This window comes from Bacillus altitudinis (assembly GCF_001191605.1).
Classification (GTDB): domain Bacteria; phylum Bacillota; class Bacilli; order Bacillales; family Bacillaceae; genus Bacillus; species Bacillus altitudinis.
Map to the genome: position 1 here is coordinate 3,597,109 of NZ_CP009108.1, position 23,522 is coordinate 3,620,630.

At 41.5% G+C, this 23,522-nt stretch carries 21 protein-coding genes and 1 other annotated feature; of the genes, 7 read left to right on the forward strand and 14 right to left on the reverse strand.

Going from position 1 to position 23,522, the window contains the following annotated elements; all coding sequences use genetic code 11:
* Positions 1–12 precede the first annotated feature (12 nt).
* Positions 13–1,635, reverse strand: a complete 1,623-nt coding sequence (locus ID12_RS18140; RefSeq protein ID WP_017358331.1) for a putative polysaccharide biosynthesis protein — start codon at positions 1,633–1,635, stop codon at positions 13–15.
* A 175-nt stretch (positions 1,636–1,810) separates the two neighbouring features.
* On the opposite strand from ID12_RS18140, the gene ID12_RS18145 reads away from it, so the two are divergent.
* The 4 genes from ID12_RS18145 to ID12_RS18160 all read left to right on the forward strand — a co-directional run bounded on the left by ID12_RS18145 (position 1,811) and on the right by ID12_RS18160 (position 5,607).
* Entirely contained in the window at positions 1,811–3,082 is a 1,272-nt protein-coding gene (locus tag ID12_RS18145) for a BaiN/RdsA family NAD(P)/FAD-dependent oxidoreductase (RefSeq protein ID WP_050827578.1), read from the forward strand.
* Entirely contained in the window at positions 3,079–3,276 is a 198-nt protein-coding gene (locus ID12_RS18150; protein ID WP_019743705.1) for a hypothetical protein, read from the forward strand. The genes ID12_RS18145 and ID12_RS18150 overlap by 4 nt, the downstream gene beginning before the upstream one ends.
* Positions 3,277–3,416: 140 nt before the next feature.
* Positions 3,417–4,949 carry a glycine betaine transporter OpuD gene (opuD, locus tag ID12_RS18155; RefSeq protein WP_019743704.1) on the forward strand — a complete coding sequence of 511 codons (1,533 nt, stop codon included), beginning with the start codon at positions 3,417–3,419 and terminating at the stop codon, positions 4,947–4,949.
* Positions 4,950–5,082: 133 nt separating this feature from the next.
* Positions 5,083–5,607 carry a CbrC family protein gene (locus ID12_RS18160; protein WP_017358334.1) on the forward strand — a complete coding sequence of 175 codons (525 nt, stop codon included), beginning with the start codon at positions 5,083–5,085 and terminating at the stop codon, positions 5,605–5,607.
* Positions 5,608–5,789: 182 nt separating this feature from the next.
* Here the strand turns inward: ID12_RS18160 and ID12_RS18165 are convergent, their stop codons facing one another.
* The 7 genes from ID12_RS18165 to ID12_RS18195 all read right to left on the reverse strand — a co-directional run bounded on the left by ID12_RS18165 (position 5,790) and on the right by ID12_RS18195 (position 11,074).
* Positions 5,790–5,972, reverse strand: a complete 183-nt coding sequence (locus tag ID12_RS18165; RefSeq protein ID WP_003217582.1) for a sporulation protein Cse60 — start codon at positions 5,970–5,972, stop codon at positions 5,790–5,792.
* A gap of 102 nt (positions 5,973–6,074) precedes the next feature.
* Positions 6,075–6,386: a rhodanese-like domain-containing protein gene (locus ID12_RS18170; RefSeq protein WP_017358336.1), complete on the reverse strand. Its 312-nt coding sequence runs from the start codon at positions 6,384–6,386 to the stop codon at positions 6,075–6,077.
* A gap of 54 nt (positions 6,387–6,440) precedes the next feature.
* Complete coding sequence (locus ID12_RS18175) at positions 6,441–7,124, reverse strand: YesL family protein (RefSeq protein ID WP_007501858.1); 684 nt, start codon at positions 7,122–7,124, stop codon at positions 6,441–6,443.
* A 24-nt stretch (positions 7,125–7,148) separates the two neighbouring features.
* Positions 7,149–8,438 (reverse strand): Gfo/Idh/MocA family protein, encoded by a 1,290-nt coding sequence (locus ID12_RS18180; protein ID WP_050827579.1) that lies wholly within the window; start codon positions 8,436–8,438, stop codon positions 7,149–7,151.
* A gap of 18 nt (positions 8,439–8,456) precedes the next feature.
* On the reverse strand, positions 8,457–8,981 hold the full coding sequence (locus ID12_RS18185; protein WP_050827581.1) for a hypothetical protein: 525 nt from the start codon (positions 8,979–8,981) through the stop codon (positions 8,457–8,459).
* On the reverse strand, positions 8,978–10,090 hold the full coding sequence (locus tag ID12_RS18190) for a glycoside hydrolase family 88/105 protein (protein ID WP_050827582.1): 1,113 nt from the start codon (positions 10,088–10,090) through the stop codon (positions 8,978–8,980). The genes ID12_RS18185 and ID12_RS18190 overlap by 4 nt, the downstream gene beginning before the upstream one ends.
* Before the next feature lie 18 nt (positions 10,091–10,108).
* Positions 10,109–11,074, reverse strand: coding sequence for an ABC transporter permease (locus ID12_RS18195; RefSeq protein WP_008343019.1), 966 nt, complete (start codon positions 11,072–11,074; stop codon positions 10,109–10,111).
* A 231-nt stretch (positions 11,075–11,305) separates the two neighbouring features.
* Between ID12_RS18195 and ID12_RS18200 the strand changes: the two genes are divergently transcribed.
* Positions 11,306–13,606: a helix-turn-helix domain-containing protein gene (locus ID12_RS18200; protein ID WP_008343018.1), complete on the forward strand. Its 2,301-nt coding sequence runs from the start codon at positions 11,306–11,308 to the stop codon at positions 13,604–13,606.
* 35 nt (positions 13,607–13,641) lie between these two features.
* Here ID12_RS18200 and ID12_RS18205 read toward each other — a convergent pair whose 3' ends face one another.
* Complete coding sequence (locus tag ID12_RS18205) at positions 13,642–14,013, reverse strand: winged helix-turn-helix transcriptional regulator (protein ID WP_008343017.1); 372 nt, start codon at positions 14,011–14,013, stop codon at positions 13,642–13,644.
* 154 nt (positions 14,014–14,167) lie between these two features.
* Between ID12_RS18205 and ID12_RS18210 the strand changes: the two genes are divergently transcribed.
* Positions 14,168–15,355, forward strand: coding sequence for an MFS transporter (locus tag ID12_RS18210; RefSeq protein WP_050827584.1), 1,188 nt, complete (start codon positions 14,168–14,170; stop codon positions 15,353–15,355).
* Between the two features lie 13 nt (positions 15,356–15,368).
* Positions 15,369–16,208 (forward strand): aldo/keto reductase, encoded by an 840-nt coding sequence (locus tag ID12_RS18215; protein ID WP_050827590.1) that lies wholly within the window; start codon positions 15,369–15,371, stop codon positions 16,206–16,208.
* Positions 16,209–16,252: 44 nt separating this feature from the next.
* On the opposite strand, the gene ID12_RS18220 is transcribed toward ID12_RS18215, so the two are convergent.
* The 5 genes from ID12_RS18220 to leuS all read right to left on the reverse strand — a co-directional run bounded on the left by ID12_RS18220 (position 16,253) and on the right by leuS (position 23,109).
* On the reverse strand, positions 16,253–17,752 hold the full coding sequence (locus ID12_RS18220) for an extracellular solute-binding protein (RefSeq protein ID WP_007501870.1): 1,500 nt from the start codon (positions 17,750–17,752) through the stop codon (positions 16,253–16,255).
* A gap of 25 nt (positions 17,753–17,777) precedes the next feature.
* The gene (locus ID12_RS18225) at positions 17,778–18,638 is read right to left on the reverse strand and encodes a carbohydrate ABC transporter permease (protein ID WP_113767071.1); all 861 of its coding nucleotides are present in this window, start codon (positions 18,636–18,638) and stop codon (positions 17,778–17,780) included.
* Between the two features lie 218 nt (positions 18,639–18,856).
* A complete protein-coding gene (locus tag ID12_RS18230) occupies positions 18,857–19,609 on the reverse strand; it encodes an NAD-dependent epimerase/dehydratase family protein (RefSeq protein WP_050827591.1) in 753 nt (250 codons plus the stop codon).
* A 52-nt stretch (positions 19,610–19,661) separates the two neighbouring features.
* On the reverse strand, positions 19,662–20,564 hold the full coding sequence (locus ID12_RS18235) for a dienelactone hydrolase family protein (protein WP_050827593.1): 903 nt from the start codon (positions 20,562–20,564) through the stop codon (positions 19,662–19,664).
* 130 nt (positions 20,565–20,694) lie between these two features.
* Complete coding sequence (leuS, locus tag ID12_RS18240) at positions 20,695–23,109, reverse strand: leucine--tRNA ligase (protein ID WP_050827595.1); 2,415 nt, start codon at positions 23,107–23,109, stop codon at positions 20,695–20,697.
* 97 nt (positions 23,110–23,206) lie between these two features.
* Positions 23,207–23,428: a binding site (T-box leader), on the reverse strand.
* Positions 23,429–23,522 lie beyond the last annotated feature (94 nt).

Here is a 23,522-nt window from a genome sequence, read left to right on the forward strand (position 1 = left end):
CTCCACCTCTTCTTAACTCTTTTTTCTTAAAAATGACGGCATCCGGCTGCCAAGTACACGCTCTAACAATCCAACTTTATAAGATAAGAACATATACACACCGCCGCCAGTGATCATTGAAATCAAAATAACAATACCAGCTTGTATGATTCCACCTTCATATGAAATGACTTGACTCACAAGCTGACATGTCACATAAGCCACTACAGCCATGATTGCTGTTAAAATGCCGATCAAAATAAACCGTTTGAAAATTCTGCGGAACGAATAGCCTGCATGGCGCTTGATCATGATGAACATATACAAAATCGAGGCACTGTAGCCTAATGCCGTTGCAAGCACAGAACCGTTTCCTTGCAGCCAGCTAATCAGCGGGATATTAAGAACCGTTTTAATGATAATCCCTAACAAAAGACTGACGATCGCAAATTTTTGTTTGTTAATCCCTTGTAAAATGGCTGCATTAATGGTGAATAAAGAAAACAGTAACGCAACAGGTGCATACCAAAACAAAATAGAAGTTCCAATCTCAGGATGCACAGACGGATAGAAAAACCAATAAACTGGTCCAGCCAATGCCGAAATGCCAAATGAAGCAGGCAGAACGAAGAATAAAATGACCTGCATCGTTTGATCAATTTGCCGATTCAACAGCTTGTAATTACGTGCTGTAAAGGATTCCGTAATGGTTGGAATCAATGTTAAACCAAATGCAGTTGCAAGTGACACAGGAATCATGACGAGCTTCGGTAAATATAACGTCACAATAGACAGGACCGCTGTACTAATATCCTGATGTCCTGATGCAATCATTGCTCTGTTAATTGTATTTGTATCAATATAAGAATAAATCGGAATGGCAAGCCCAACAAACACATAGGGTGCTGCATAACTGAACAGCTCTGTAAACATTTGCTTATAAGATAATCCAGAATAGTCCCCTGTATTCGGCTGCATTGCCAAAAGCCGATCTTTCCGCTTCAGCCAATATAAATAAAGCGTAAATAGACCACCAAACGCACCAATGAGTGCGGCAAATGTGGCATAACCAACCGCAATAACAAGACCACCGTCAAGCACTTTTAAAATGATAAACGTCGCTGTTAATAGGAAGATGATTCTGACAAGTTGTTCGATGACTTGGGAAACAGCTGTCGGGCCCATCATCGAGTGCCCTTGGAAAAACCCTCGCACAAGACTCATAATGGGTACAACCAATAGACCCAAACTGACCATCCGAATCACATAAACCACTTGATCGACCGTCAAACCGCCCGTTTCATTCGATCCTCCAAGCTGAATCTTGGCGAAAATCGGTGCGGTCAAATATAAAATAGAAAAGGCGATAATACCGGTGACAAGCATGACCGACATACCCGCCCTGAACATTTTTCTTGTTGTCTCATAATCGCCGATTGCATTATATTTAGAGACGAATTTCGATACCGCTGTTGGAAAGCCGAGCGTAGCAATACTTAAAAAGATCGTATACTGATTGTATCCATATTGGAATAGCGCACCACCAGTCGCTCCGACCATTGCGCTAAATGGAATTAAGTAAATCATACCAAGAATACGAGAGAGATAAGTCCCAATCGTTAAAACCAACGTACCACGAAGCAGTTTATTAGACATGCGCTTAACCACCATTTTTCTAATGAATATTCAACTTAACTATTTTAACACATCATTTCATCGCACAGGTAACAAATCCAATACAGAAGTCACAAAACCAATCAATTCATATTTCAGCCTTCCCCAATCTTCGTTATAATAGAGAAATGACTGAAAGTAGAAAGAGGAATGTAACATGAAACATTATGATGTCATTGTCATTGGCGGTGGACCTTCTGGACTGATGGCCGCGATTGCATCGGCAGAACACGGTGCATCGGTTCTGTTAATTGACAAAGGAAACAAACTTGGCAGAAAGCTCGCCATTTCTGGCGGTGGACGCTGCAATGTGACCAATCGCCTTCCAGTAGAAGAAATCATCAAGCATATTCCCGGAAACGGCCGTTTTCTATATAGTGCATTTTCTGAGTTCAATAACGAGGATATTATTTCGTTCTTTGAAAATCTAGGTATTGAACTAAAAGAAGAAGACCATGGACGTATGTTCCCTGTCTCAAACAAAGCACAATCTGTTGTGGATGCCCTATTGGATAGGCTCCGCGTGCTCAATGTGACCATTCGAACGAATGAAAAGATTAAAACCGTTCTGTATCAAGACGGACAAGCAGCTGGAATTGTTACAAATAATGATGAAAAAATTTCAAGTCATGCCGTTGTCATTGCTGTTGGCGGGAAAAGTGTGCCGCATACAGGCTCTACTGGCGATGGCTATGCATGGGCAGAAGCCGCTGGTCATACCATTACAGAGCTCTTCCCAACAGAAGTACCCGTCACGTCAGACGAGCGTTTTATTAAGGACAAAGTGCTTCAAGGCCTTTCATTAAGAAGTGTGGCCGTGAGTGTTTTAAATAAAAAAGGAAAACCCGTCGTCACTCATGTCATGGATATGATCTTTACACACTTTGGCTTATCAGGTCCTGCCGTTCTGAGATGCAGCGGATTTGTTGTGAAGGAACTGAAAAAGCAACCGGCCGTCCGTCTTCAAATTGACTTATACCCAAAGCTCAATGACGAGGAGCTATTCCAAAAGCTTCATCGCGATCTAAAAGATGAACCAAAAAAAGCCATTAAAAATGTCCTGAAATCTTGGATGCAAGAGCGCTATTTATTGTTCCTTTTAGAACGAAATGGCATTGATCCGCAGGAGACATTTTCTGGTCTCGCTAAAGATAAACTGCGCGCTTTTGCTCATGATTGTAAACATTTCATCGTCCATGCAAATGGGACGCTTTCTTTAGATAAAGCATTTGTTACAGGAGGCGGCGTTTCTGTTAAAGAAATTGAACCGAAGAAAATGGCATCCAAAAAAATGGCCGGTCTTTATTTCTGCGGAGAAATTTTAGATATTCACGGTTACACAGGCGGTTACAATATTACGTCAGCACTTGTGACAGGCAGGTTAGCTGGCATGAATGCCGCACTAGAAGTAAAGGAGAGATTCCAATGATTAGACGCGCACTTCCGATTGTCCTTGCAGTTGTCATTAGTTTGACAGCCGCTTTCTTTATGAAGCTGTCCATTACCCCGTTAAAAGTCGCCATTGTTTTAGCGTTTACGATTTTCGCTGTTTGTTTAAAAGAATATGTCTACCGTCTGCGCAAACGAATTGAAGAAAAGTCATCTTCACATATCGATGGTTGATAAATGGAAGGAAAACATGTTACGGTAAAATAGAGGTCGAGTGAAAAACTCGCCTCTTTTTGTTTGAAAATAGTTGAGACAGGGGATATTAAATTAAATCCTCTGCTTAAACGTGTAGAACAACAGGAGAGTGAGATGGTGTGAAAAACGTATCAAGTGTATTTTGGATTGTGATTGCTATCACATTTATTGCCGTTCTATGGGGAGCCCTTTCTCCAGATACGCTGCAAAATGTGACAGATCAAATTCAAACATACATTACAAATGACTTTGGCTGGTATTATTTATTAGTCGTATCGCTGCTAGTCGGCTTTTGTCTATTCTTTATCTTTAGCCCTATCGGAAAAATTACGTTAGGAAAGCCAGGTGAAGAGCCTGAATTTGGTCTTTTTTCTTGGTTCGCCATGCTGTTTAGTGCTGGAATGGGCATTGGGCTTGTTTTTTACGGAGCCGCTGAACCGATCAGCCACTTTGCCATTCAATCCCCAACAGGCGAGACGGAAAATGCACAAGCCTTCCGTGATTCCCTTCGTTATACCTTTTTCCACTGGGGACTTCATGCATGGGCCATTTATGCAATTGTCGCCCTTTGCATTGCATACTTTAAATTTAGAAAAGATGCACCTGGATTAATCAGTTCCACCTTATACCCAGTATTCGGAAACAGAATTCATGGATGGATTGGAAAAACCATTGATTGCATCGCAGTATTTGCAACGGTGGTCGGTGTAGCTACTAGTTTAGGACTGGGTGCCGCACAAATTAATGGCGGATTAAACTATTTATTTGGAATCCCAAATAACTTCCTAACTCAGCTCATTATTATTGCAATCGTCACGGTCCTGTTCCTCCTCTCTGCTTGGAGCGGTATTGGTAAAGGGATTAAATATTTAAGTAACACAAACATGATTCTTGCTGCTTTACTCATGTTCTTTTTACTCATTGTTGGACCAACTGTGTATATTTTAAATTCATTTACTGATTCAATCGGACAATACTTATCAAATATTGTACAGATGAGCTTTAGATTATCACCAAATGATCCAGAAAAGAGAGAATGGATTAATGGATGGACCATCTTCTATTGGGCATGGTGGATCTCTTGGTCGCCATTTGTCGGTATTTTTATTGCAAGGGTTTCACGCGGGAGAACCATTCGAGAATTTTTAATTGGTGTCTTAGTGGCTCCTTCCATCCTCGTGTTCCTTTGGTTCTCGATCTTTGGTGTATCTGCAATGGACTTACAACAGAACAATATCGTCGATGTTGCAAACATGTCTACTGAAACGATGCTGTTTGGTGTTTTAAATGAATACCCACTCGCCATGATTACATCCATTCTGGCACTGATTTTAATTGCGGTATTCTTTATCACATCAGCAGACTCAGCTACATTCGTTCTCGGAATGCAGACAACCTATGGATCATTAAATCCAGCGAATAGTGTAAAGATCAGCTGGGGTATTATCCAGTCAGCAGTAGCGGCAGTGCTCTTATTTTCAGGCGGTCTTCAGGCCTTGCAAAACACAGCCAAACTCGCTGCTTTACCGTTCTCTGTTGTCATCATTTTAATGATTGTATCCCTGTACAAATCATTAAATGAAGAACGAAGAGCGATTAAACAAGCAAATAAGTACAATAAACCAAGAAGTCCAAGAGTAAAAAAAGCATAATCATCACAAGAGAAAAGTCGTTCCTCATCCGAACGGCTTTTTTTCTCGTTGAAATAATTGAAGATTGTCATGACATCGCGTATTCCGATAAAATAGTGTTGAATCATCACTTTTCTACATAATGGAGGTTTATATGACGTTACCTACGTTCAAGTACAACCCAGACCCAGTTTCATTACATGTGATTAAAAAAGAGCAGACGATATGCCCCGTTTGTGAGAAAGAACGAGATTATGTATATCATGGTCCCTTTTATTCTGTTGAAGACGTTTCTGGCATTTGTCCTTGGTGCATTAAAGATGGATCAGCTGCTCAAACATATAATGGAATGTTTCAAGACGATGTGAGTTGTGATGACGTCGATCATGAGGAATATATAGATGAACTGATCTACAGAACGCCGGGTTACCGCGGATGGCAGCAGGAATATTGGTTAAGCCATTGCGGGGATTTTTGTGCGATTGTGCAGTATGTTGGTTGGAAAGAAATTGAGCATTTAGAGGAAGAACTCTCAGAGGATATTGAAGAGATTTGCAGTGGTGGACATTTCACAAAAGAGAACTTGAAACAATGGCTCGTGAACGGAGGAGACTTGCAAGGCTACCTCTTTCAATGCGTTCACTGCAAAAAGCATCGTTTACATATTGACGCTAGTTGATCATGGCAAAAGGACCTTTATTTTAGCCCTTTTTCTTTTCAGCGTGATAGAAAACCTTTGCAGACTAGGAAGGACGAGTACTGGCGCGGAGCGAATTTCACATTCGTGAGCACCAGCACGCAGGACTGCGGGCGAATGCGAGGGTTTGTCTACACGCTGAAAGGACCCTTCAGCAGGTCCTTTTATTTTTTATATAAAATGAGCGCTGAAAAACAGTAGAGCTGCTCTCCTCCTTGCTCACAGATCACCGCCACATTGTATTTGATGTCAATAATTTGGTCGTCGTCCATTCCTTTTAAAAAAAGATTGATTTCGCTTTGCAGATCTTTCTCGTGTTCTTCATCAAATACAGCTACCTTCAGCACATATGCCACTCTCCCTTCTCTTGCTACTCTATTTTTATGCAAATAGAGACGGACATATGAACAAAAAAAAGCCTTCCATCTTGTCGATGAAAGGACTTCTTTTTACAGCTTCGGTTTTGTTTCTCCTGTCCATGCAAGCATGCCGCCAACGACATTGGTTGCTTGATAGCCTTGGTCTTCTAAGAAATAGCAGACATTCTCACTGCGTTTACCAGAACGGCAAATAATATAATACTCTTGCGTCTTATCAAACGCATCCAGCTTCTCAGGAATATCGCCCATTCGAATATGGACTGCCTCTGGAATCATGCCTTCTGCTACCTCTTCATCCTCACGCACATCGACGAGCTGAATGGCTTCTTCTTGCTCTAGCTTTTGCTTTAATTCTTCTATTGAAATTTCTTTTACAGACACGACTCTCATCTCTCCTTTTAATCACGGTGACACCATTATAGCAAATCATACACGTCACTGCGTATTCACCCGCTTGGATTGAAGGAAAGACGGGAATCGTTTCTTCACATCAACTGCCGGCTGTTCGCTTTCAAACTCTATCTTTTTAAACACTTGATAGGCTAGCCACATGTGGCCATATGCGAGAATGCTGATGCTAAAAAACGGCACGATCCCTGGCAAATAAGCAAATAGGATAAAGAGAACCGCCGAGAAAACGAGCATAGAGAGCGTATATTGCAAATACGAGATGCCAAGCAGAAGGGAAAATTTCAAATAAAGACGCTTTTTCCAATCATAATGAGCCAGCAGCGGAAAGATATAAAACAAGCTGACAATAAACAGGAAACCAAAGATATAGATCGCAAAGCGAAGCACGTGTAAAAACCAGCTCGTTGGATAAATATAAGCAAGGTCTACATAAATAATTGTCCCGATGATGACCAGCACCACTCCAATGACATTAGAGCGTACAAATTCTTCGCGGTATACTTTCCAAAAGGTTTGAAAGACGCTGACTTGCTCATGCCCTTGTATCCACTTTCTCATCACAGAAAATAACGCTGTTGTTGCAGGCATGAAGCCAAAGATTCCAAGCCCAAGTAAAGTGAACAAAAGCCATAACAAATTCGTATAGGCAAGTCTCATCACCCACTCACACATGCGCAGCATTCTGCTCATTGATCCATCATGATCCATCTCTCGTCCCTCCTCTCTTTCTCGTTACACCGTCTCTTTTTGAAACAATTCTTCTATTTCAATCGGGCGTTTTTCTGCAACTGAGCGCCACATGCCTTCGCCAAGCGCAATGGAATAAGCACCCGCCTCTGCTCCTGCCGAAATGTCATAAGGAATGAGCGGATCTTTTCCTAAAAATAAATCTGCTAATAATAGCGGATCTCCGCCTCCATGACCACCTGATTGCTTCACAACTTCAATCGTTTCTTTTCCACCAAACATCGGGTAGTATGCAATTGTCTGTTCAGGGAATTGAAATGGGATTCTCGATGGCACATGAAACTCATTTGTTTCAATCCGTCCCTTCGTCCCGTTAATTGCAAGCCGGTAGCCTTCATATGGCGCTGAAAATTGAATCGAGTAACTTAACAAAGCCCCCTGATCATAAGCCACTGACGCCACGTATGTATCCTCAATATCAATTTCTTGATCAAAAATACAGGCATCCGGGCGATAATTTGAGTATTGCTTTGACTGCTGCTCACCTGATTCAATATGGTCATCCTCCACCTTTGTGCGCTCTACCCGCGGATTCCACCTTGCTTCATAATGACAGGTATCTCTTACATGACACGTTCCACAATATCGATTCTCTTCACCCTGCAAAGGATTCCAAGGACTTTCATCCCCATAATAATTCAGTGCGCCATAGGCAAATACTTGCTTCGGCTTTTGATCAATCCACCAGTTGACCAAGTCAAAGTGATGGGTCGATTTATGAATAGACAGACCACCTGAATATTGACGCGAGCGGTTCCACCTTTTAAAATAACTGGCTCCGTGATACGTATCAATGAGCCAGCTTAACTCAACAGACGTGACCCTGCCAATCTTTCCATCTAAAATAAGCTCTTTTATCTTTCGGTGGAATGGATTGTAGCGATAATTAAAGGTGACGGTGACCTTCCCTTTGCTTTCTGCCTCTTTTTCCATCACCTCTTTGGCGTCTTTTGCTGTTGTGACCATCGGCTTTTCCGTTATGACATCCAGATCATGATCCAGTGCCTGCAGGATATATGTGACATGTGTATCATCTCGCCCCGCCACAATGACGATATCTGGTCTTGCTTCCTTCACCATCTGACCAAATGCATCCTCATGAAAAAATGAGACGCCCCTTAGTGATGGAAAACGCTCCTGACAAAGTGTATACCGCTTCTCATCTACATCTAAGAGCCCTGTAATCCTGTAATGCTCGTTGAAATCCTCGGTGAGCGGTTTGATAAACATATTGAAGGCACGGTGACTGAGCCCGCAAACAGCGACCCTTTTCACATTCCCCCACCCCTTTTTCTATTGGTTTTCACGAAGCTGCTTCATGAGAGATAGTGCCTCTTTAGATTTCTCCGCATACACAGGAATGAAGGCGACCATATCTCGGTGTAATCGAAAGGTATAGCCATTTAGCTGCTTTGTTCCTTTCTTGATTTGGACCGCATAATCGACTGTATTTCCCGTCTTTGCATCTTCCACCGTATATGGTCCTGCCCCTTCGCCATCTACCCGCATCTCTTCAAGCAGCTGAAAGCTTTCAGAATCATCATATGTTCTAAACATTTCTTCCGGGACAAACATCACGTCCCCCTCTTTTGCAGTAATTTCAACAAGAAGTTTTTCAGGAATTGCAGGGAAGATGTGAACGTCGTATGTCTCCTGATTTGGTTGAAAAGCTTTCTCCACTAATTGGTCTTTCATTGCTTTTGACATGTCAGAAAAAATAAGGACATCAATCCCCTCTGTTTTCCCCTGACAGGCGGACAAATAAAAGGCAGCGATGAAGCTGAGGAGCCATGCCGCAGCCCTTTGATACCGCCTCATACCTTTTGAAACACAGACAGCTTTTCTAGTTCAGTTAACGCCATAATAAAAGCGCCTGCTCCATGCAAATCATTCGTGCTCCGCTCTCTGCCAACGTAATAGTCATAAAATCCCGCAGATGTTCCAATACAAATATCGTTCACCGTAAAATCGCCGTTGTCTTTTTCCTCCGTTTTATACTGAATCAATCCTTGATACGCTTTGACCACGTGATCAACATATCGAAGACTGACATATCCTTCATTCATGGCTTTTGCCATTGCATATATGAATAGACATGACCCTGAGCTTTCAAGCCAATTGTCGCTATGACTTCCTTTATCAATGATTTGATGCCATAGACCCGTCTCGTCGTCCTGATATTTTGCCACACTTTCCAGCATATCTGTCAGTGTGTCCTTCCACACTTTTCGTCCTTCATGTCCTTCTGGTAAATCTTCGATCATATCGGCTAACGCAAGGACATACCAGCCAAAGGATCTTGCCCAAAATTCTGGGGAACAACCCGTCTGTTGATCAGCCCATGGCATCACTTTCCGTTCATCCCATGCATGATAGTAAAGGCCCGTTTTTTCATCTTTGGTATGCTTTCTCATGAGATGCTCTTGATGGATGACCATGTCCACCAGCTCCGATTCTCCTGTCAACTGGGCATACTTTAAAGCAAAAGGCCCACCCATATAAAGACCATCTAGCCACATTTGATAGGCATAATTGTCTTTATGCCAGAAACCGCCCTCAGACGTGCGATTCAGCGTCCGATAAAGCCCACGAAGCTTTTCTGCTGCCTTCCCATACCGCTTCTCTCCCGTTCTTTCAATTAGCGGGAATAAAATGAGCCCTGCTTGAATGGCATCAAGCTCGTCTCTGCGGAATAACAGATTCCCATGGTCATCAATGAGTGAGTCTGCATAATTTTTCACATAATCAAAGTACGCCTCGTTTTCTGTTGCTTCGTAAAGCTTCATCACTCCGCAAAGGAAAACCCCTTGATGATAGTGCCACCTTCCAGCTGGCGGAAGTTCAATCGGTGTATACGCTTTCATTATTGTTTGTGCTAATTTCTCTGCATGCTCAAGCGGTGATCCCTTTTCAATCGATAATGTCATTGGTCTTCATCTCCCCTTTTAATAAATCCCTTCTTCTCCAAACTTCTTCGCTAAACGGTTTGCCATCATGACCAAAATAAGTCCAACGGCTGCTTTAAATAAACCAACAGCGGTACTATAGCTGAATTGTCCTTGCTTCAGACCAGCTGTATACACATACGTATCAAAAATCTCTGCGACTTCCCTGTTGGTCGCATTGAGTAATAAATAGACATGTTCAAATCCAAGCTCTAACGTATCACCGATTTTTAAAATGAGCAGTACAACAATGACACTTTTAATCGCAGGAAGGGTGATGTGCCACATTTGTCTAAGTCTGCCGGCTCCATCCATTTTTGCTGCTTCATATAGCTGCGGATCTACTGCTGTAATCGCTGCAAGATAAATAATGGTTGACCAACCCGCTTCTCTCCAGATTACCTGCAAAATGTACATGGGTCTAAACCATTCTTGGCTAAGAAGGAAGTTAATCTTTTCTCCTCCAAAGAAAGCAATCAATTCATTGATTAACCCGCCATCTACCGTTAACAAAACAAAAGATAAGGACACGACAATCACCCATGACATGAAGTGAGGAATATAAATCATCGTCTGAACAAATTTCTTAAACAGTGCCAATCTGACCTCGTTTAAAAGAAGAGCTAATAAGATCGGAATCGGAAAGAAAATCACGACATTCATGGCAAATAAAATGAGCGTATTTTTTAATAAGATGAAAAATGTTGGTTCTGTAAATAAGCGAATAAAGTGTTTGAAGCCAACCCACTCACTGCCAAGAATTCCGAGAAATGGCTGGTAATCTTGAAAGGCAATGATCAGCCCCCACATAGGTACATATTTAAAGACAAGAAAATAAAGGAGCCCTGGCAAAATCATTAAATACAGAAATTTTTGACTAAGTAATTGGTTAAGTAAGCGCTTTCTCTTTTCTTTTTTCAAAGCTGCCGCAGGCACACCCTTGGCAGTGACATCCTGTGTTTTCACAGATAAAGCCTCCCCTCATGCTGATGCATGTGTTAACTGTATCTTAAGGATGAAAAATCCGTCTACAATCATATCATCAGATCATATTTACTCAGGGGAAGCTACTCAAAACGTTACATAAAACATAAGAAAATGATCCTAATCTCAGAAAATGATTATTGACAAACCTACCAGATTTTTGGATTAATAAACTAAGGGGAAAAGATTGTTTCGTTTGAAATGGGGGGTTTTATGAAAAGAAAGCAGTATAAATTTTATTACAAGCTGGTGACGTTTTTTTTCGTGCTTAGTACGATTCCTGTTATTATTGTCGGTATTTTTTCTTATCAGCATTCGCAAAAAACTGCACTCGAAAATATTTCAAATGAAAAGCTGGACAGCGTCAAACAAACGCAATCCAATATTGAGCATATTCTAAAGACAGTAGATCATTCTCTCACTCACTATGTCAGTTCGCCGCCTCTCCTTCAAACACTGGCAGAACCTTTAAATCCAGATCAATTCCAACTTTATAATCAAGTCCAACAAGAACTGAATTACCTGCAAACCTTCGACACCGATCTCTCCAATATTACACTTGTTAGTAAAATGGAAGATTGGTATATGAACAATTCTGGTCTTTATCATGTCTCAAACGGGGATCAAGAGAAAGCGTTAACCTCTTACCTCAATATTCCGAGTCATTCCAGCTGGGCACTTGAAGAAAATAATCCACTTGTCTCAACAAAAGAAGGAAAGACATCCTTTTGCAAATACAATGTGAATTTAATCAAGCAGCTTCCGATGAATAGTGTCCAAAAGAAGGGGATCGCCGTCGCCAGCATTCCAAGCTGCGTGATTGCTGACAACATGCCTGACTTCTCACAATCTGATAGTATGTTTGTCATTGATACAAACGGAAAAGTGCTGCTACATAATCGAAAAGAACAAATTGGTGACTCGTTAAAAAATCAAGATTTCGTCAAACATGTCCTGTCACTTGAAGAACGATCCGGACAATTTGATATGAAAATCGATGAACTAAACTATCAAGTTACGTTTCAAAAATCAGATTATAACGAATGGACATACTTATCCTTTGTCTCCATTCCCGAACTAAAGCAACAAACGAAATCAATCGGGTGGATCACCTTTATTATTTGCTTTATTTTGTTAGCGCTTTCATTATTATTTTCATGGTTTGGCTCTAGACACTTTTATAAACCGATTCGCTTATTATACGAATCCTTTGCACGTAATGAGTCGTTTTTGCATAAACAGCCTTTCCAAAATGAATTTGAGCTCATCGAATCGAGCATTAAACAAATGAAAGATCAAAACAATGATCTAGAGGAACGAATTGAACAGCAAGTGACACACTTACAGCAATACTTTATGGTGCGGCTGCTGCTTGGCAAGCTGACGGAAGAAGAGATTCACAACCGATTTCAAAGTCTAGGCTTTCCTCGTGACTGGTCCCATTTGTCCATGCTTGTGACCCAAATCGATACACTAAAAGGAACGCCGTATGAAAAAAAGGATGCAGACTTGCTTTTATTTGCGATAAATGGACTGATTGAGCAGATTATTCCGCTAGAGGAGCATCTTCAGCCAACCGTTGTCAATCAGCATCAAACGACGATTGTCCTCAATCAATCGAAGTCAGAAGAGGAATTTACTGAATATTTAAATCAATTAGCCGAAACAATTCAGCAGCGAATTGAGGAAGAGCTGGGCTTGTCGATCAGCATTGGGATCAGTCGCTCATTTAAAGAGCTCTCTATGGCCAAACATGCTTATATTGAGGGAAAAGAAGCCTTAAAATACAGGCTCAAAGCAGAGAAAAAATCCATTCTTTTATACGAACACATTCAGCAAGGAAAGACGTTTAAAACTCACTTCCCAAAACAGCTGCAACATGATTTATTTGATGCCATTAAAGCAGGCGATCAAGGCAAGGCAGATCACTATTTACATGTGCTTCTGCAATCCATTTTTTCTAAAAATGCTGGACCACATGAGTACCAGATTGCTCTCGCTCGTTTTTTAAACAATCTCATCGAGCTGATGCATTTGCTAGGCATTGAATTGTTTGAAGTCGAAGATAATAAAATGCTCTATGATACGATCTTTGAGTTTAAAACGTTTGAAGATACAGAAGCGTGGCTGAAACATGAGATCATTCGACCCATCATTGATCAGCTCGGCGCGCGTGAAGACTCTCAATATAAAAATATCTCAGAGAAAATCATTCATATCATTCATCAAGAATTTGACTCAGATCTGACATTGGACGAAATCGCTACACGCCTGCACTACAATCCAAATTATTTAAGTAGTATTTTTAGAAAAGAAATGGATATCTCCTTTAGTGAATATCTCTCGTCTTACAGACATCATGTCGCCAAAAACTGGTTGGTAGAGACGGATATGTCGGTGAAAGAAATTTCGGAAAAGCTAAAATACAAAAATCCGCAAAATTTCATCCGCTCCTTTAAAAAGCTGGAAGGCACGACGCCTGGAAAATACCGTGATCAGAAAAAAGGCACATAAAGCAAAGTCCCGCTCTCACAAGAAGCGGGACTTTTTTATTTAAACTGTTCATTTAGGATACTGTCTTCCAGCACTGAAAGCGGCTCGCCATACACTCGTTCAATATGGGCTGCCCCCCAATCACATAACGCATTCAAAATTCGCTCAAGTGACTGTCCGTATTCACTTAATTCATATTCCACTTTGGGCGGCACTTGTTCATATACAATGCGGTTAATCACACCATCATTTTCAAGCTCTCTCAGCTGCTGTGTGAGCATTTTTTGCGTGATATTTGGCATGAGGCGCTTCAGTTCACTCGTCCGCTTTTTCCCATGTGTTAAATGACATAAGATGACACACTTCCATTTCCCGCCGATCACTTCAAGCGTTGCTTCCACAGAGATATTATATTTCTTCTTTTCCAACGTCTCTTCACTCCTTTTGATGCTGAACAGGCACTTTTTAGTACCTATATTACAAAAAAGTACGTACTTTTTTTTCTGTCATCTATGTTAGATAATAACTCTTGCCGATCGGCTTCGTCTATTAAAATGTCATGAAAGAAGGATGTGAATCACGATGCAAAACAAACAAAATCACTTTGCCCTTCTCGCACTAGCGATTAGTGCATTTGCTATAGGTACAACTGAATTTATCTCTGTAGGTCTTCTGCCGATGATCTCAGAAGACTTTGGCGTGAGTGTCAGTCAGGCCGGCTGGACTGTTTCTTTATATGCGCTCGGTGTTACCTTTGGCGCACCAATTCTAACCTCACTTACGTCAACGATGAAAAAAAAGACATTGCTTCTGCTCATTATGCTCGTCTTTTTGATCGGAAATACACTCGCCACGATTGCCCCGACTTTTTCTGTACTCTTAATCGGACGAGTGATTTCAGCCCTATCACATGGCGTATTTATGTCGATTGGCTCGACCATTGCCGCAAGCCTTGTGGTGAAAGAAAAGCGGGCAAGCGCTATTGCCTTTATGTTCACTGGTTTAACAGTCGCTACTGTGACAGGTGTGCCATTCGGTACGTTTCTTGGTCATGAGCTCGGCTGGCGGACGTCATTTGGTGTGATTGTTATGATTGGCCTAATCGCACTGATTTCTAACTATTTCCTTGTTCCGTCTCAATTGAAACAGGGCGTGAAAACAACGTTTAAGGATCAAGCAGCCTTATTAAAGTCGAAAAGAATGTTGCTTTTATTTGTCATTACTGCTACTGGGTATGGAGGAACTTTTGTCGTCTTCACCTATTTATCCCCTCTCTTGCAGCATGTGACAGGTCTTGCGCCTGGAACAGTTGCATTGATCCTGCTGTTATACGGAATGACCATCGCCGCTGGGAATGTCATTGGCGGAAAAGCAGCGAATAAACAGCCAATGAAGGCACTGATTTATATGTTTATCATTCAAAGTCTCATCTTGTTTATCCTTAGCTTTACTGCTGGATTTATGGCAGTCGGGATTGGAACTGTGATGCTGATGGGACTGTTTGCTTTCATGAATGTCCCCGGCCTTCAAGTTGCCGTCGTTGATTTTGCAGAAAGGTATACACCTGGAGCTGTCGACGTTGCTTCCGCTCTGAATATCGCTGCCTTTAATGCAGGTATCGCCATTGGTTCATTTTTAGGCGGCATCGTGACAGATACCCTTGGGCTTGTGCATACCGGCTGGGTTGGCGGCATCATGGTGCTCATGGCTGCCTTACTCACAATCGTGAGTCATCAAATCGAACAAAAAGAATACAAACAAACCATGTAAAGGAGTCTTTCATATGAACAATTTACAAAGTACAAAAACATTAAACAACGGGGTCCGCATGCCAGGATTTGGTCTTGGGGTCTTTCAGGTTGAAGAGGGAACGGAATTAATTGAAGCTGTTAAAACAGCCATTCAATTAGGATATCGCAGTATTGATACAGCTTCTATTTACGGCAATGAAGAAGGTGTTGGACGAGGCATACAACTTGGTCTAGCAGAAACAGGCCTTCGCCGCGAAGACATCTTTGTGACATCCAAAGTGTGGAATGCCGATTTAGGATATGAAGCGACACTAAAAGCATATGAAGACAGCCTGAAAAAACTTCAACTTGATTACCTTGATCTGTATTTAATTCACTGGCCAGTTGAAGGAAAATACAAAGAAGCATGGCGCGCGCTTGAAACGCTATACCGTGAAGGAAAAGTCAGAGCCATCGGTGTGAGTAACTTTCAGCCGCATCATCTAGACGAATTATTGAAAGATGCGGACATCATTCCAGCAATTAATCAAGTCGAGTTTCATCCAAAACTCACGCAGGAAACGCTGTTTACGTATTTGAAAACACATGGTATCCAAATGGAAGCCTGGTCACCACTTATGCAGGGAGAGCTGCTGCACCACCCGCTGATCACGGAGCTTGCGGGCACATACAGCAAAACACCTGCTCAAATTATTTTGCGCTGGGATGTGCAAAAAGGCGTCATTACGATTCCTAAATCAACGAAAGCCCATCGTTTAAAAGAAAATGCCGATATTTTTGATTTTGTCCTATCTGATGAGGATATGAAGCGCCTGTCTGACTTAAATGAAAATAAACGAATTGGTCCTGATCCAGACAACTTCGATTTTTAATGAAAACACCCCCGCTTTTTACTAAGCGGGGGTCTTCATGTTCATCATTTTGATTTTTTAAAGGAAGCTTCATATTCTTCTATGATTTTATTTCCACCATTTGATTTCCACTTCTCTACATCTTTCTTAAATTGTTCTTCGTTGATATCACCAAGAATGAACTTATAGGTCGCATCATCGATGATTTTCTTCAATTCATTTCCTCGCTCTGATGCTGTTTCTGAATACAGGCTTTCAGCAGGGTTAGCGACAATGATGTTTTTATTGTCTTCTTCCAGCTCTTCATATTTTGTACGAACTGCATCGCCTTTATTTTTCAAGTAACGTTTATCAATCCCTACGAGGCTGACAAGTGGCTGTACATCTGTCTGCCAGCTTTTCACTTGGCTTTCTTCCCTCACAAATGTATTTCCATCTTGTTTGTTATAATGCTTTCCATCAATCCCATACGTCATGAGACCATACACGTCTTCTTCTGCAATTCGGTCAAAGAAAGCCAAAATTCTCTTTAACTCTGCTTCTGATTTGACGCTTGTTTTAGGGAAAGCGAAGATGCCATTATGGCCGCCTGATGCCCATACACGTTCTTTGCCATCTGGGCCTTTGATTCGGTTGATAATATCCACTTCCATGTTCTTATCTGTTGCATCATCTCTTAAGTTCACTGCATCTACCATATTTCCAACATAGATACCCGCTTTTCCTTGTGAAAACAATTCTTGCTGCTGCGTTTTGCTTGTGACTGGGAAGTCTTTGTTTATATAACCATTGTCACGCAGCTTTTTCATATATTTCATTGTATTCATATACTCATCTGTCATAAAGTCTGGCGTGAATTTGCCATTTTCTTCTTTCCAATCTGTTGGCATTCCTTCATAAGAACCGAGCGTTTTAAATGCACCGTAAATCAAATCATTACGGTCTGTAAAACCAATTGTATCGTCCTTGCCATTTTTGTTCGGATCTTTTTCAGTAAATGCCTTGGCTACCTCATAAAGGTCATCTAGCGTTTTTGGTGTATCCAAATTTAAATTTTCAAGCCAATCCTTTCGAATGACAATCCCTTGTCTTGAAAGTGGTCTCTCTCTATAAATGCCATAAAGCTTCCCATCGATAGAGGCATTTTTATTAATCAGTTCGTTCATCTTACTTAAATTTGGATAATCCTTTAAGTATGGACCGATTTCCCAGAACATGCCTGATCTGAACGCATTGATAGCAGATGAATTCTTAATGTCTTGAATCGTCACAATTTGCGGGAGGTTCCCTGCGGCAAGTGCTGAATTTAAACGGTCTTCTTTCACCGCATCAGGCACCCACGTAATATCAAGCTCTGTATTTGTAAGCTTCTCAATCTCTTCTAACACTGAATCTTTTGGCGGCTGCTGATGATACAAAATCGCCATCCATGACAGCTTCACCTTTTTGTCTAGATCAACCTTTTCATCTGATGAACTTGCCCCTTTACTTGAACAAGCTGACAGAATACCGCTTGCGGCAAATAACAAAACAAAGGCAATCAGCCATAATTTCTTTCTCCCCATAAGATCCCTCCGTTATTCCATCTTTTTAACCCTTTACAGAACCTAGTAATGCCCCTTTGTTGAAATGCTTTTGAATAAATGGATAGACAAGCAGAACGGGAATGGTCGCCACGACGATGACCGCCATCTTAATGGTTTGGTCTGGCGGCGGTGTGGATGAGCCCATATCTGACATATCTCCCTGCATACCGCTTGATACAATGACGATTTGTCTTAACAGGACCTGAATTGGCCATTTCACCGAATCGTTTAAATATAAAATGGCTGTCATGTACGTATTCCAATACGTCACGGCATAAAAAAGTGAAATCGTCGCAATAGCTGGCAAAGAAAGTGGCAGCACGATTTTAAAGAAGATCCCTAAATCGTTACAGCCGTCCATCTTCGCTGATTCTTCAAGGCTTGCTGGTATGTTTTGAAAGAAGTTTTTCAAAATGATCAAATTGAATGCATTGATGGCCACTGGCAGAATGAGTGACCAGTAAGTATCAAGCAGCCCAAGTGTTTTCACGACGATAAACGTCGGAATCATCCCTCCGCTAAACAGCATCGTGAAGACAACGAGAAACATGAGGGTTCTTCGGCCCTTTAGCTCCTGACGAGACAGCCCATACGCCATGAGTGAGGATAAAAACATGCTGACCGCTGTTCCAACGAATGTCACAAGAATGGATACAATCAGGCTGCGATACACAATATCTGTAGAAAAGATATAGCGATAGGCCTCTAGAGAAAACGTCGTTGGAAACAAAATAAACTTCTTTGAGATGACCTCTTCTACTGTCGCAAAAGAGGCGGCAATGACATGGATGAACGGGAGCACACATATTAATGCGAACATGAGTAGAAAAGAGTAATTAAATACATTGAACAATCGGCCTTTAATAGAACGATCTATGTTCATCACGCCCTTTCTTTGTAAGCGTTATCATTTCATCTGAACATAAGCTGCAGCCTTTGACGATATCGTGATTAAAATGTAACAAACGTGGAAAGAAAGCGTCTATAATCATCATGACAGACCACAGAGATGATCATGCCATTCGTGCTTTTAGCCTCATCAATGAAAAGAAAAAGATCATGAGCTAATGTCATGATTATGCCCTATGCCTGATCGTTTTCTTTCAGAATTTCTGCCGTATTGACATCTGGCCTGTAGCCTAACTCCTGCTTCGTTTTCTCAGAAGACCAAGGTTTTCCTTCGTTTTCTGATACAGCATAATAAGTCCCGAATGGAACGTCCGTTTCGATGGCAGCCTTGATCATGCCGAAAAGGTCTTCATGTGAAAGAAGTGTTCGTTTCGTTCTTTTTTTAGTTTGCAATCCTTCCATCTCATCTGTCACGACGGTTCCAATTCTCAAATTGATGACAGACATACCTGTTTGATCGTGAAACAAACGCCCAAGCTGTTCGGAAGCAAATTTTAAAATGCCATACACATTTTTCGTTGCTGGTACATCATCAGTCGTAATTTCTCGCTCTAGTAAGGAGTGACCATCTTTTTCATAGCGATCTGTCACATGATTACTGCTTGCAAAAATGACTTTTGGAATGCTTAACCTGGCCGCTGAACGAAACATATTATACGCGCTTATCCAAAACACCTCATTCATTTTTGCAAACTCCTTTTCATTCATCACATCATGCGTCATGTCTATGTTTAAAAGATGAATGATCACATCTGTATCTCTTGGAATGGCTTGAAACAACTCATCATCATTTGAAGCATTTGCAAAAATGACTTCTTCTACACACCTTGTTTGATCAATGATGGTCACGTCATACTCCGAAGAGAGCTCTTTAGTTAATAAACGTCCGATGACACCACATCCGCCAATCATGGTGATTTTTTTCATCTGTTTCCTCCTTCATCTTCTATCGGAGTAGTATGTCCATGCCGTCTATTGATTACAGCCACTTTTTCAAAAAACGTGTAGCCTCGTGGCGCATAGCAGCCGTTTCAAAATGACCTGCATGTAGACCTATAAGCTGATAACGTTCCTTTAAGGAAGCAGCTTGATAGGCTTGACTTAATGTCTGTTGAATTCGTCCAACACCTTCAGCAGGTGTAAGCTGATCTTGCTTTCCAACTAAGCTTAAATGCGGTCTTGGGAAAATCATTTTTTGGATGTCAGCTGCTGTAAAGTGCTTAGCTAAGCTCGGTACATAATAGTAAAAACCGTGTCTATCTAAATGATTTGTTTCAATCAATGTGTGATGATCAACCTGTGCGCAAAGATCCACACACACACTGACCCTCTCATCAAGTGCCGCCGTCCACCATGAAAGAAGGCCGCCCATTGACATCCCAAAAACAGCTAAACGCTCTGGGAGCACATCAGAGCGGGACAGCAAATAATCAATTGCACACATGCTCTCATACAGCATCATGCCCCACATCACTTTTCCTGTTAACAGCATTTCTTTGAAAATTTCACTTTCTGTTCTTCCCCTTCTTTCACCAAATCCCGCATGATCAATCGCCAACACACTGTAGCCTTTTGAAGTGAATTCTTTTGCGTATGAAGGCGCTTGCAAATAATGAGCCCCCTTCAATAACTCTTCTTTCCCATCCACATAATTCCCACCATGAGAATGCTGGAACAAGACAACAGGCCTTTTTTTCACTGTATCTTTCGGCTTCACAAAATAAGCCGGAACTTCCTCCACCCCATGAATAGAGAGAATGAGTGTTTCTACTAAGTACGATTCACGTTCCTCAATCTTTAACGTATACGCCTCTACACGATGGCGCTCCGGCATTTCCCCTAATAAACTGAGCAGTTGTTCACGTTTGCTTTTCTTTTCCATTGACGTCACTCCTCATTTTCTTGATCAACTTGTTAAATACGAGATTGATGGAGGAATTACCTTGTTTTCGACAAAATTATGTCCCGGGAAATAAACAACACCCATCGGCTGATACCGATGGGTGCGTTCATTAGTTCGCGACAATATTGACAAGTTTTCCAGGAACCGCAATCACTTTACGGATTGTTTTCCCTTCAAGCTGTTCTTTTATCCGTGCATCATTTTTCGCAAGCTCTTCTAGCTGCTCTTTTGTTGCATCAGCAGGAACCGTTAATTTTGCTTTCACTTTTCCATTTAGCTGTACGACAATTTCCACTTCATCATCGACAAGTTTTGACTCATCATATTGCGGCCATGCTTCATAAGAAATAGACCCTTCATGACCAAGTTTATTCCAAAGCTCTTCCGCTACATGCGGTGCAATCGGAGAAAGAAGTTTCACAAATCCTTCTGCATATTCTTTCGGCAGTGTGTCAGCCTTGTATGCATCGTTGATGAACACCATTAATTGTGAAATCCCAGTATTGAAACGTAAGCCTTCATAATGATCCGTTACCTTCATGACGGTTTCATGGTAGCTGCGCTCTAATGCGCCGCCAGATTGCTCTGTCACTTTATCACTGATGGAGCCATCTTCATTTGTAAACAGACGCCATACACGATCTAGGAAACGACGAGCACCATCAAGACCTGTTTCAGACCAAGCAATCGACGCATCTAAAGGTCCCATGAACATTTCATACAGTCTTAATGTATCTGCACCATGAGATTCTACGATATCATCTGGATTGACAACATTCCCTTTTGATTTACTCATTTTTTCATTATTTTCACCAAGAATCATTCCTTGGTTGAACAATTTCATGAAAGGTTCTTTTGTTGGGACAACACCGATATCATACAAGAACTTATGCCAGAAGCGCGCATATAGAAGATGCAGTACAGCATGTTCTGCTCCGCCGATATACACATCAACCGGAAGCCATTTCTTTAGCTTTTCAGGAGATGCAAGCTCTTCTGAGTTATGTGGATCAATATAACGCAAGAAATACCAGCAGCTGCCTGCCCATTGCGGCATTGTATTCGTTTCACGGCGGCCTTTCTTACCTGTTACAGGATCTACAACCTCAACCCAGTCTTTAATATTTGCTAAAGGTGATTCACCTGTTCCGCTTGGCTTAATCTCAGTCGTCTTAGGCAAAATCAGTGGAAGCTCTTCCTCTGAAACAGCTGAAGATGTTCCGTCCTCCCAATGAATAATTGGAATTGGCTCTCCCCAGTAACGCTGACGGCTGAACAGCCAGTCTCTTAAACGATAAGTGACTTTCTTTTCACCTTTTTGATGTTCTTCTAGCCATGCAATCGCTTTTTCAATTGCTTCTTCTTTCCCTAAGCCGTTTAAGAAATCAGAGTTGATGTGCTTTCCATCACCTGTGTAGGCTTCTTTGTCAATGTCTCCGCCTTCAACAACCTCTTTGATTGGAAGATCGAATGTTTTGGCGAATTCATAATCACGCTCATCATGAGCAGGAACTGCCATGATCGCTCCAGTGCCATATGTGGCTAACACATAATCTGCAATCCAAATCGGCATCTTTTCCCCATTCAATGGATTGATGGCATAAGCACCTGTGAAAATGCCCGTTTTCGTTTTAGCAAGATCTGTCCGCTCTAAGTCACTCTTAGATTGAATTTCTTTGATATATGCTTCAACTGCTTCTTTTTGAGCAGCTGTTGTAATTTTTTCAACTAGTGCATGCTCTGGTGCAAGAACGGCATATGTTGCACCAAATAGTGTATCAGGACGTGTTGTAAATACCGTAAACTGTTCGTCATGTCCTTCTACTTCGAAGTGAACATGTGCACCTTCAGAACGTCCAATCCAGTTGCGCTGCATATCTTTGATGCTTTCAGGCCAATCAATGTCTTCTAAATCTTCTAACAGCCTGTCCGCATATGCTGTAATTTTTAGCATCCATTGCTTCATTGGACGTCTTTCAACAGGATGTCCTCCGCGCTCACTTTTCCCATCAATGACTTCTTCATTTGCAAGGACTGTACCGAGTGCTGGGCACCAGTTTACAGGTACTTCATCAATATACGCCAATCCTTTTTCGTACAATTTCAAGAAAATCCACTGTGTCCATTTATAATAATTCGGATCTGTCGTGTTAATTTCTCGATCCCAATCATACGAGAAGCCTAATGATTGAATTTGACGGCGGAAATTATTAATGTTCTCTTCTGTAAATGCAGCTGGATCATTTCCTGTATCCAGCGCATATTGTTCCGCTGGAAGACCAAATGCGTCCCATCCCATTGGATGAAGAACATCGTATCCTTGCATACGTTTCATACGTGATAAAATATCCGTTGCTGTGTATCCTTCAGGATGCCCTACATGAAGCCCTGCTCCTGATGGATAAGGAAACATATCTAGCGCATAAAACTTTGGTTTATCTTCCGAGTCAGATGTGGCGAATGTTTTATGTGTCAGCCAATAATCCTGCCACTTCTTTTCAATTTCCCGATGCTGAAAACTCAATGTGAAAACCTCCTTTAATATGTACGGCTTTATCTGCTCAGATGACCACTGCAAGAATTCAGATTTTTCTAAAATCAACAAAAAACCCTCATCCCTGGAAAGGGACGAGAGATTTTTTGGTTCCCGCGGTACCACCCTTGTTAGCGTCATGAACTGTTCATACGCTCACTTAATATCTTTAACGCAGACATGCGACAGAAGCTTTAACGCAACTGCAACTCTGAGGCGAGTTCAGAAGCAGATTTGATTGACTTTCACCAGCCGTCAATTCTCTAAAGACAAATACTGCTTTCCTACTACTCCTCTTCACTGTTCTTATCGTAACCGTCATCTAAGTAGTATTTTATAGAATTATGATCATAAGTGCAAGCAGGTTTGTATACAATGGGAATGTACCCTAGACTAGGGTAAAG

Coding starts and splice junctions, on each gene's coding strand:
- ID12_RS18140 (WP_017358331.1), bottom strand. CDS start 1,635: ATGTCTAATAAACTGCTTCGTGGTACGTTGGTTTTAACGATTGGGACT.
- ID12_RS18145 (WP_050827578.1), top strand. CDS start 1,811: ATGAAACATTATGATGTCATTGTCATTGGCGGTGGACCTTCTGGACTG.
- ID12_RS18150 (WP_019743705.1), top strand. CDS start 3,079: ATGATTAGACGCGCACTTCCGATTGTCCTTGCAGTTGTCATTAGTTTG.
- ID12_RS18160 (WP_017358334.1), top strand. CDS start 5,083: ATGACGTTACCTACGTTCAAGTACAACCCAGACCCAGTTTCATTACAT.
- ID12_RS18175 (WP_007501858.1), bottom strand. CDS start 7,124: ATGGATCATGATGGATCAATGAGCAGAATGCTGCGCATGTGTGAGTGG.
- ID12_RS18185 (WP_050827581.1), bottom strand. CDS start 8,981: ATGAGGCGGTATCAAAGGGCTGCGGCATGGCTCCTCAGCTTCATCGCT.
- ID12_RS18190 (WP_050827582.1), bottom strand. CDS start 10,090: ATGACATTATCGATTGAAAAGGGATCACCGCTTGAGCATGCAGAGAAA.
- ID12_RS18200 (WP_008343018.1), top strand. CDS start 11,306: ATGAAAAGAAAGCAGTATAAATTTTATTACAAGCTGGTGACGTTTTTT.
- ID12_RS18210 (WP_050827584.1), top strand. CDS start 14,168: ATGCAAAACAAACAAAATCACTTTGCCCTTCTCGCACTAGCGATTAGT.
- ID12_RS18215 (WP_050827590.1), top strand. CDS start 15,369: ATGAACAATTTACAAAGTACAAAAACATTAAACAACGGGGTCCGCATG.
- ID12_RS18220 (WP_007501870.1), bottom strand. CDS start 17,752: ATGGGGAGAAAGAAATTATGGCTGATTGCCTTTGTTTTGTTATTTGCC.
- ID12_RS18230 (WP_050827591.1), bottom strand. CDS start 19,609: ATGAAAAAAATCACCATGATTGGCGGATGTGGTGTCATCGGACGTTTA.
- ID12_RS18235 (WP_050827593.1), bottom strand. CDS start 20,564: ATGGAAAAGAAAAGCAAACGTGAACAACTGCTCAGTTTATTAGGGGAA.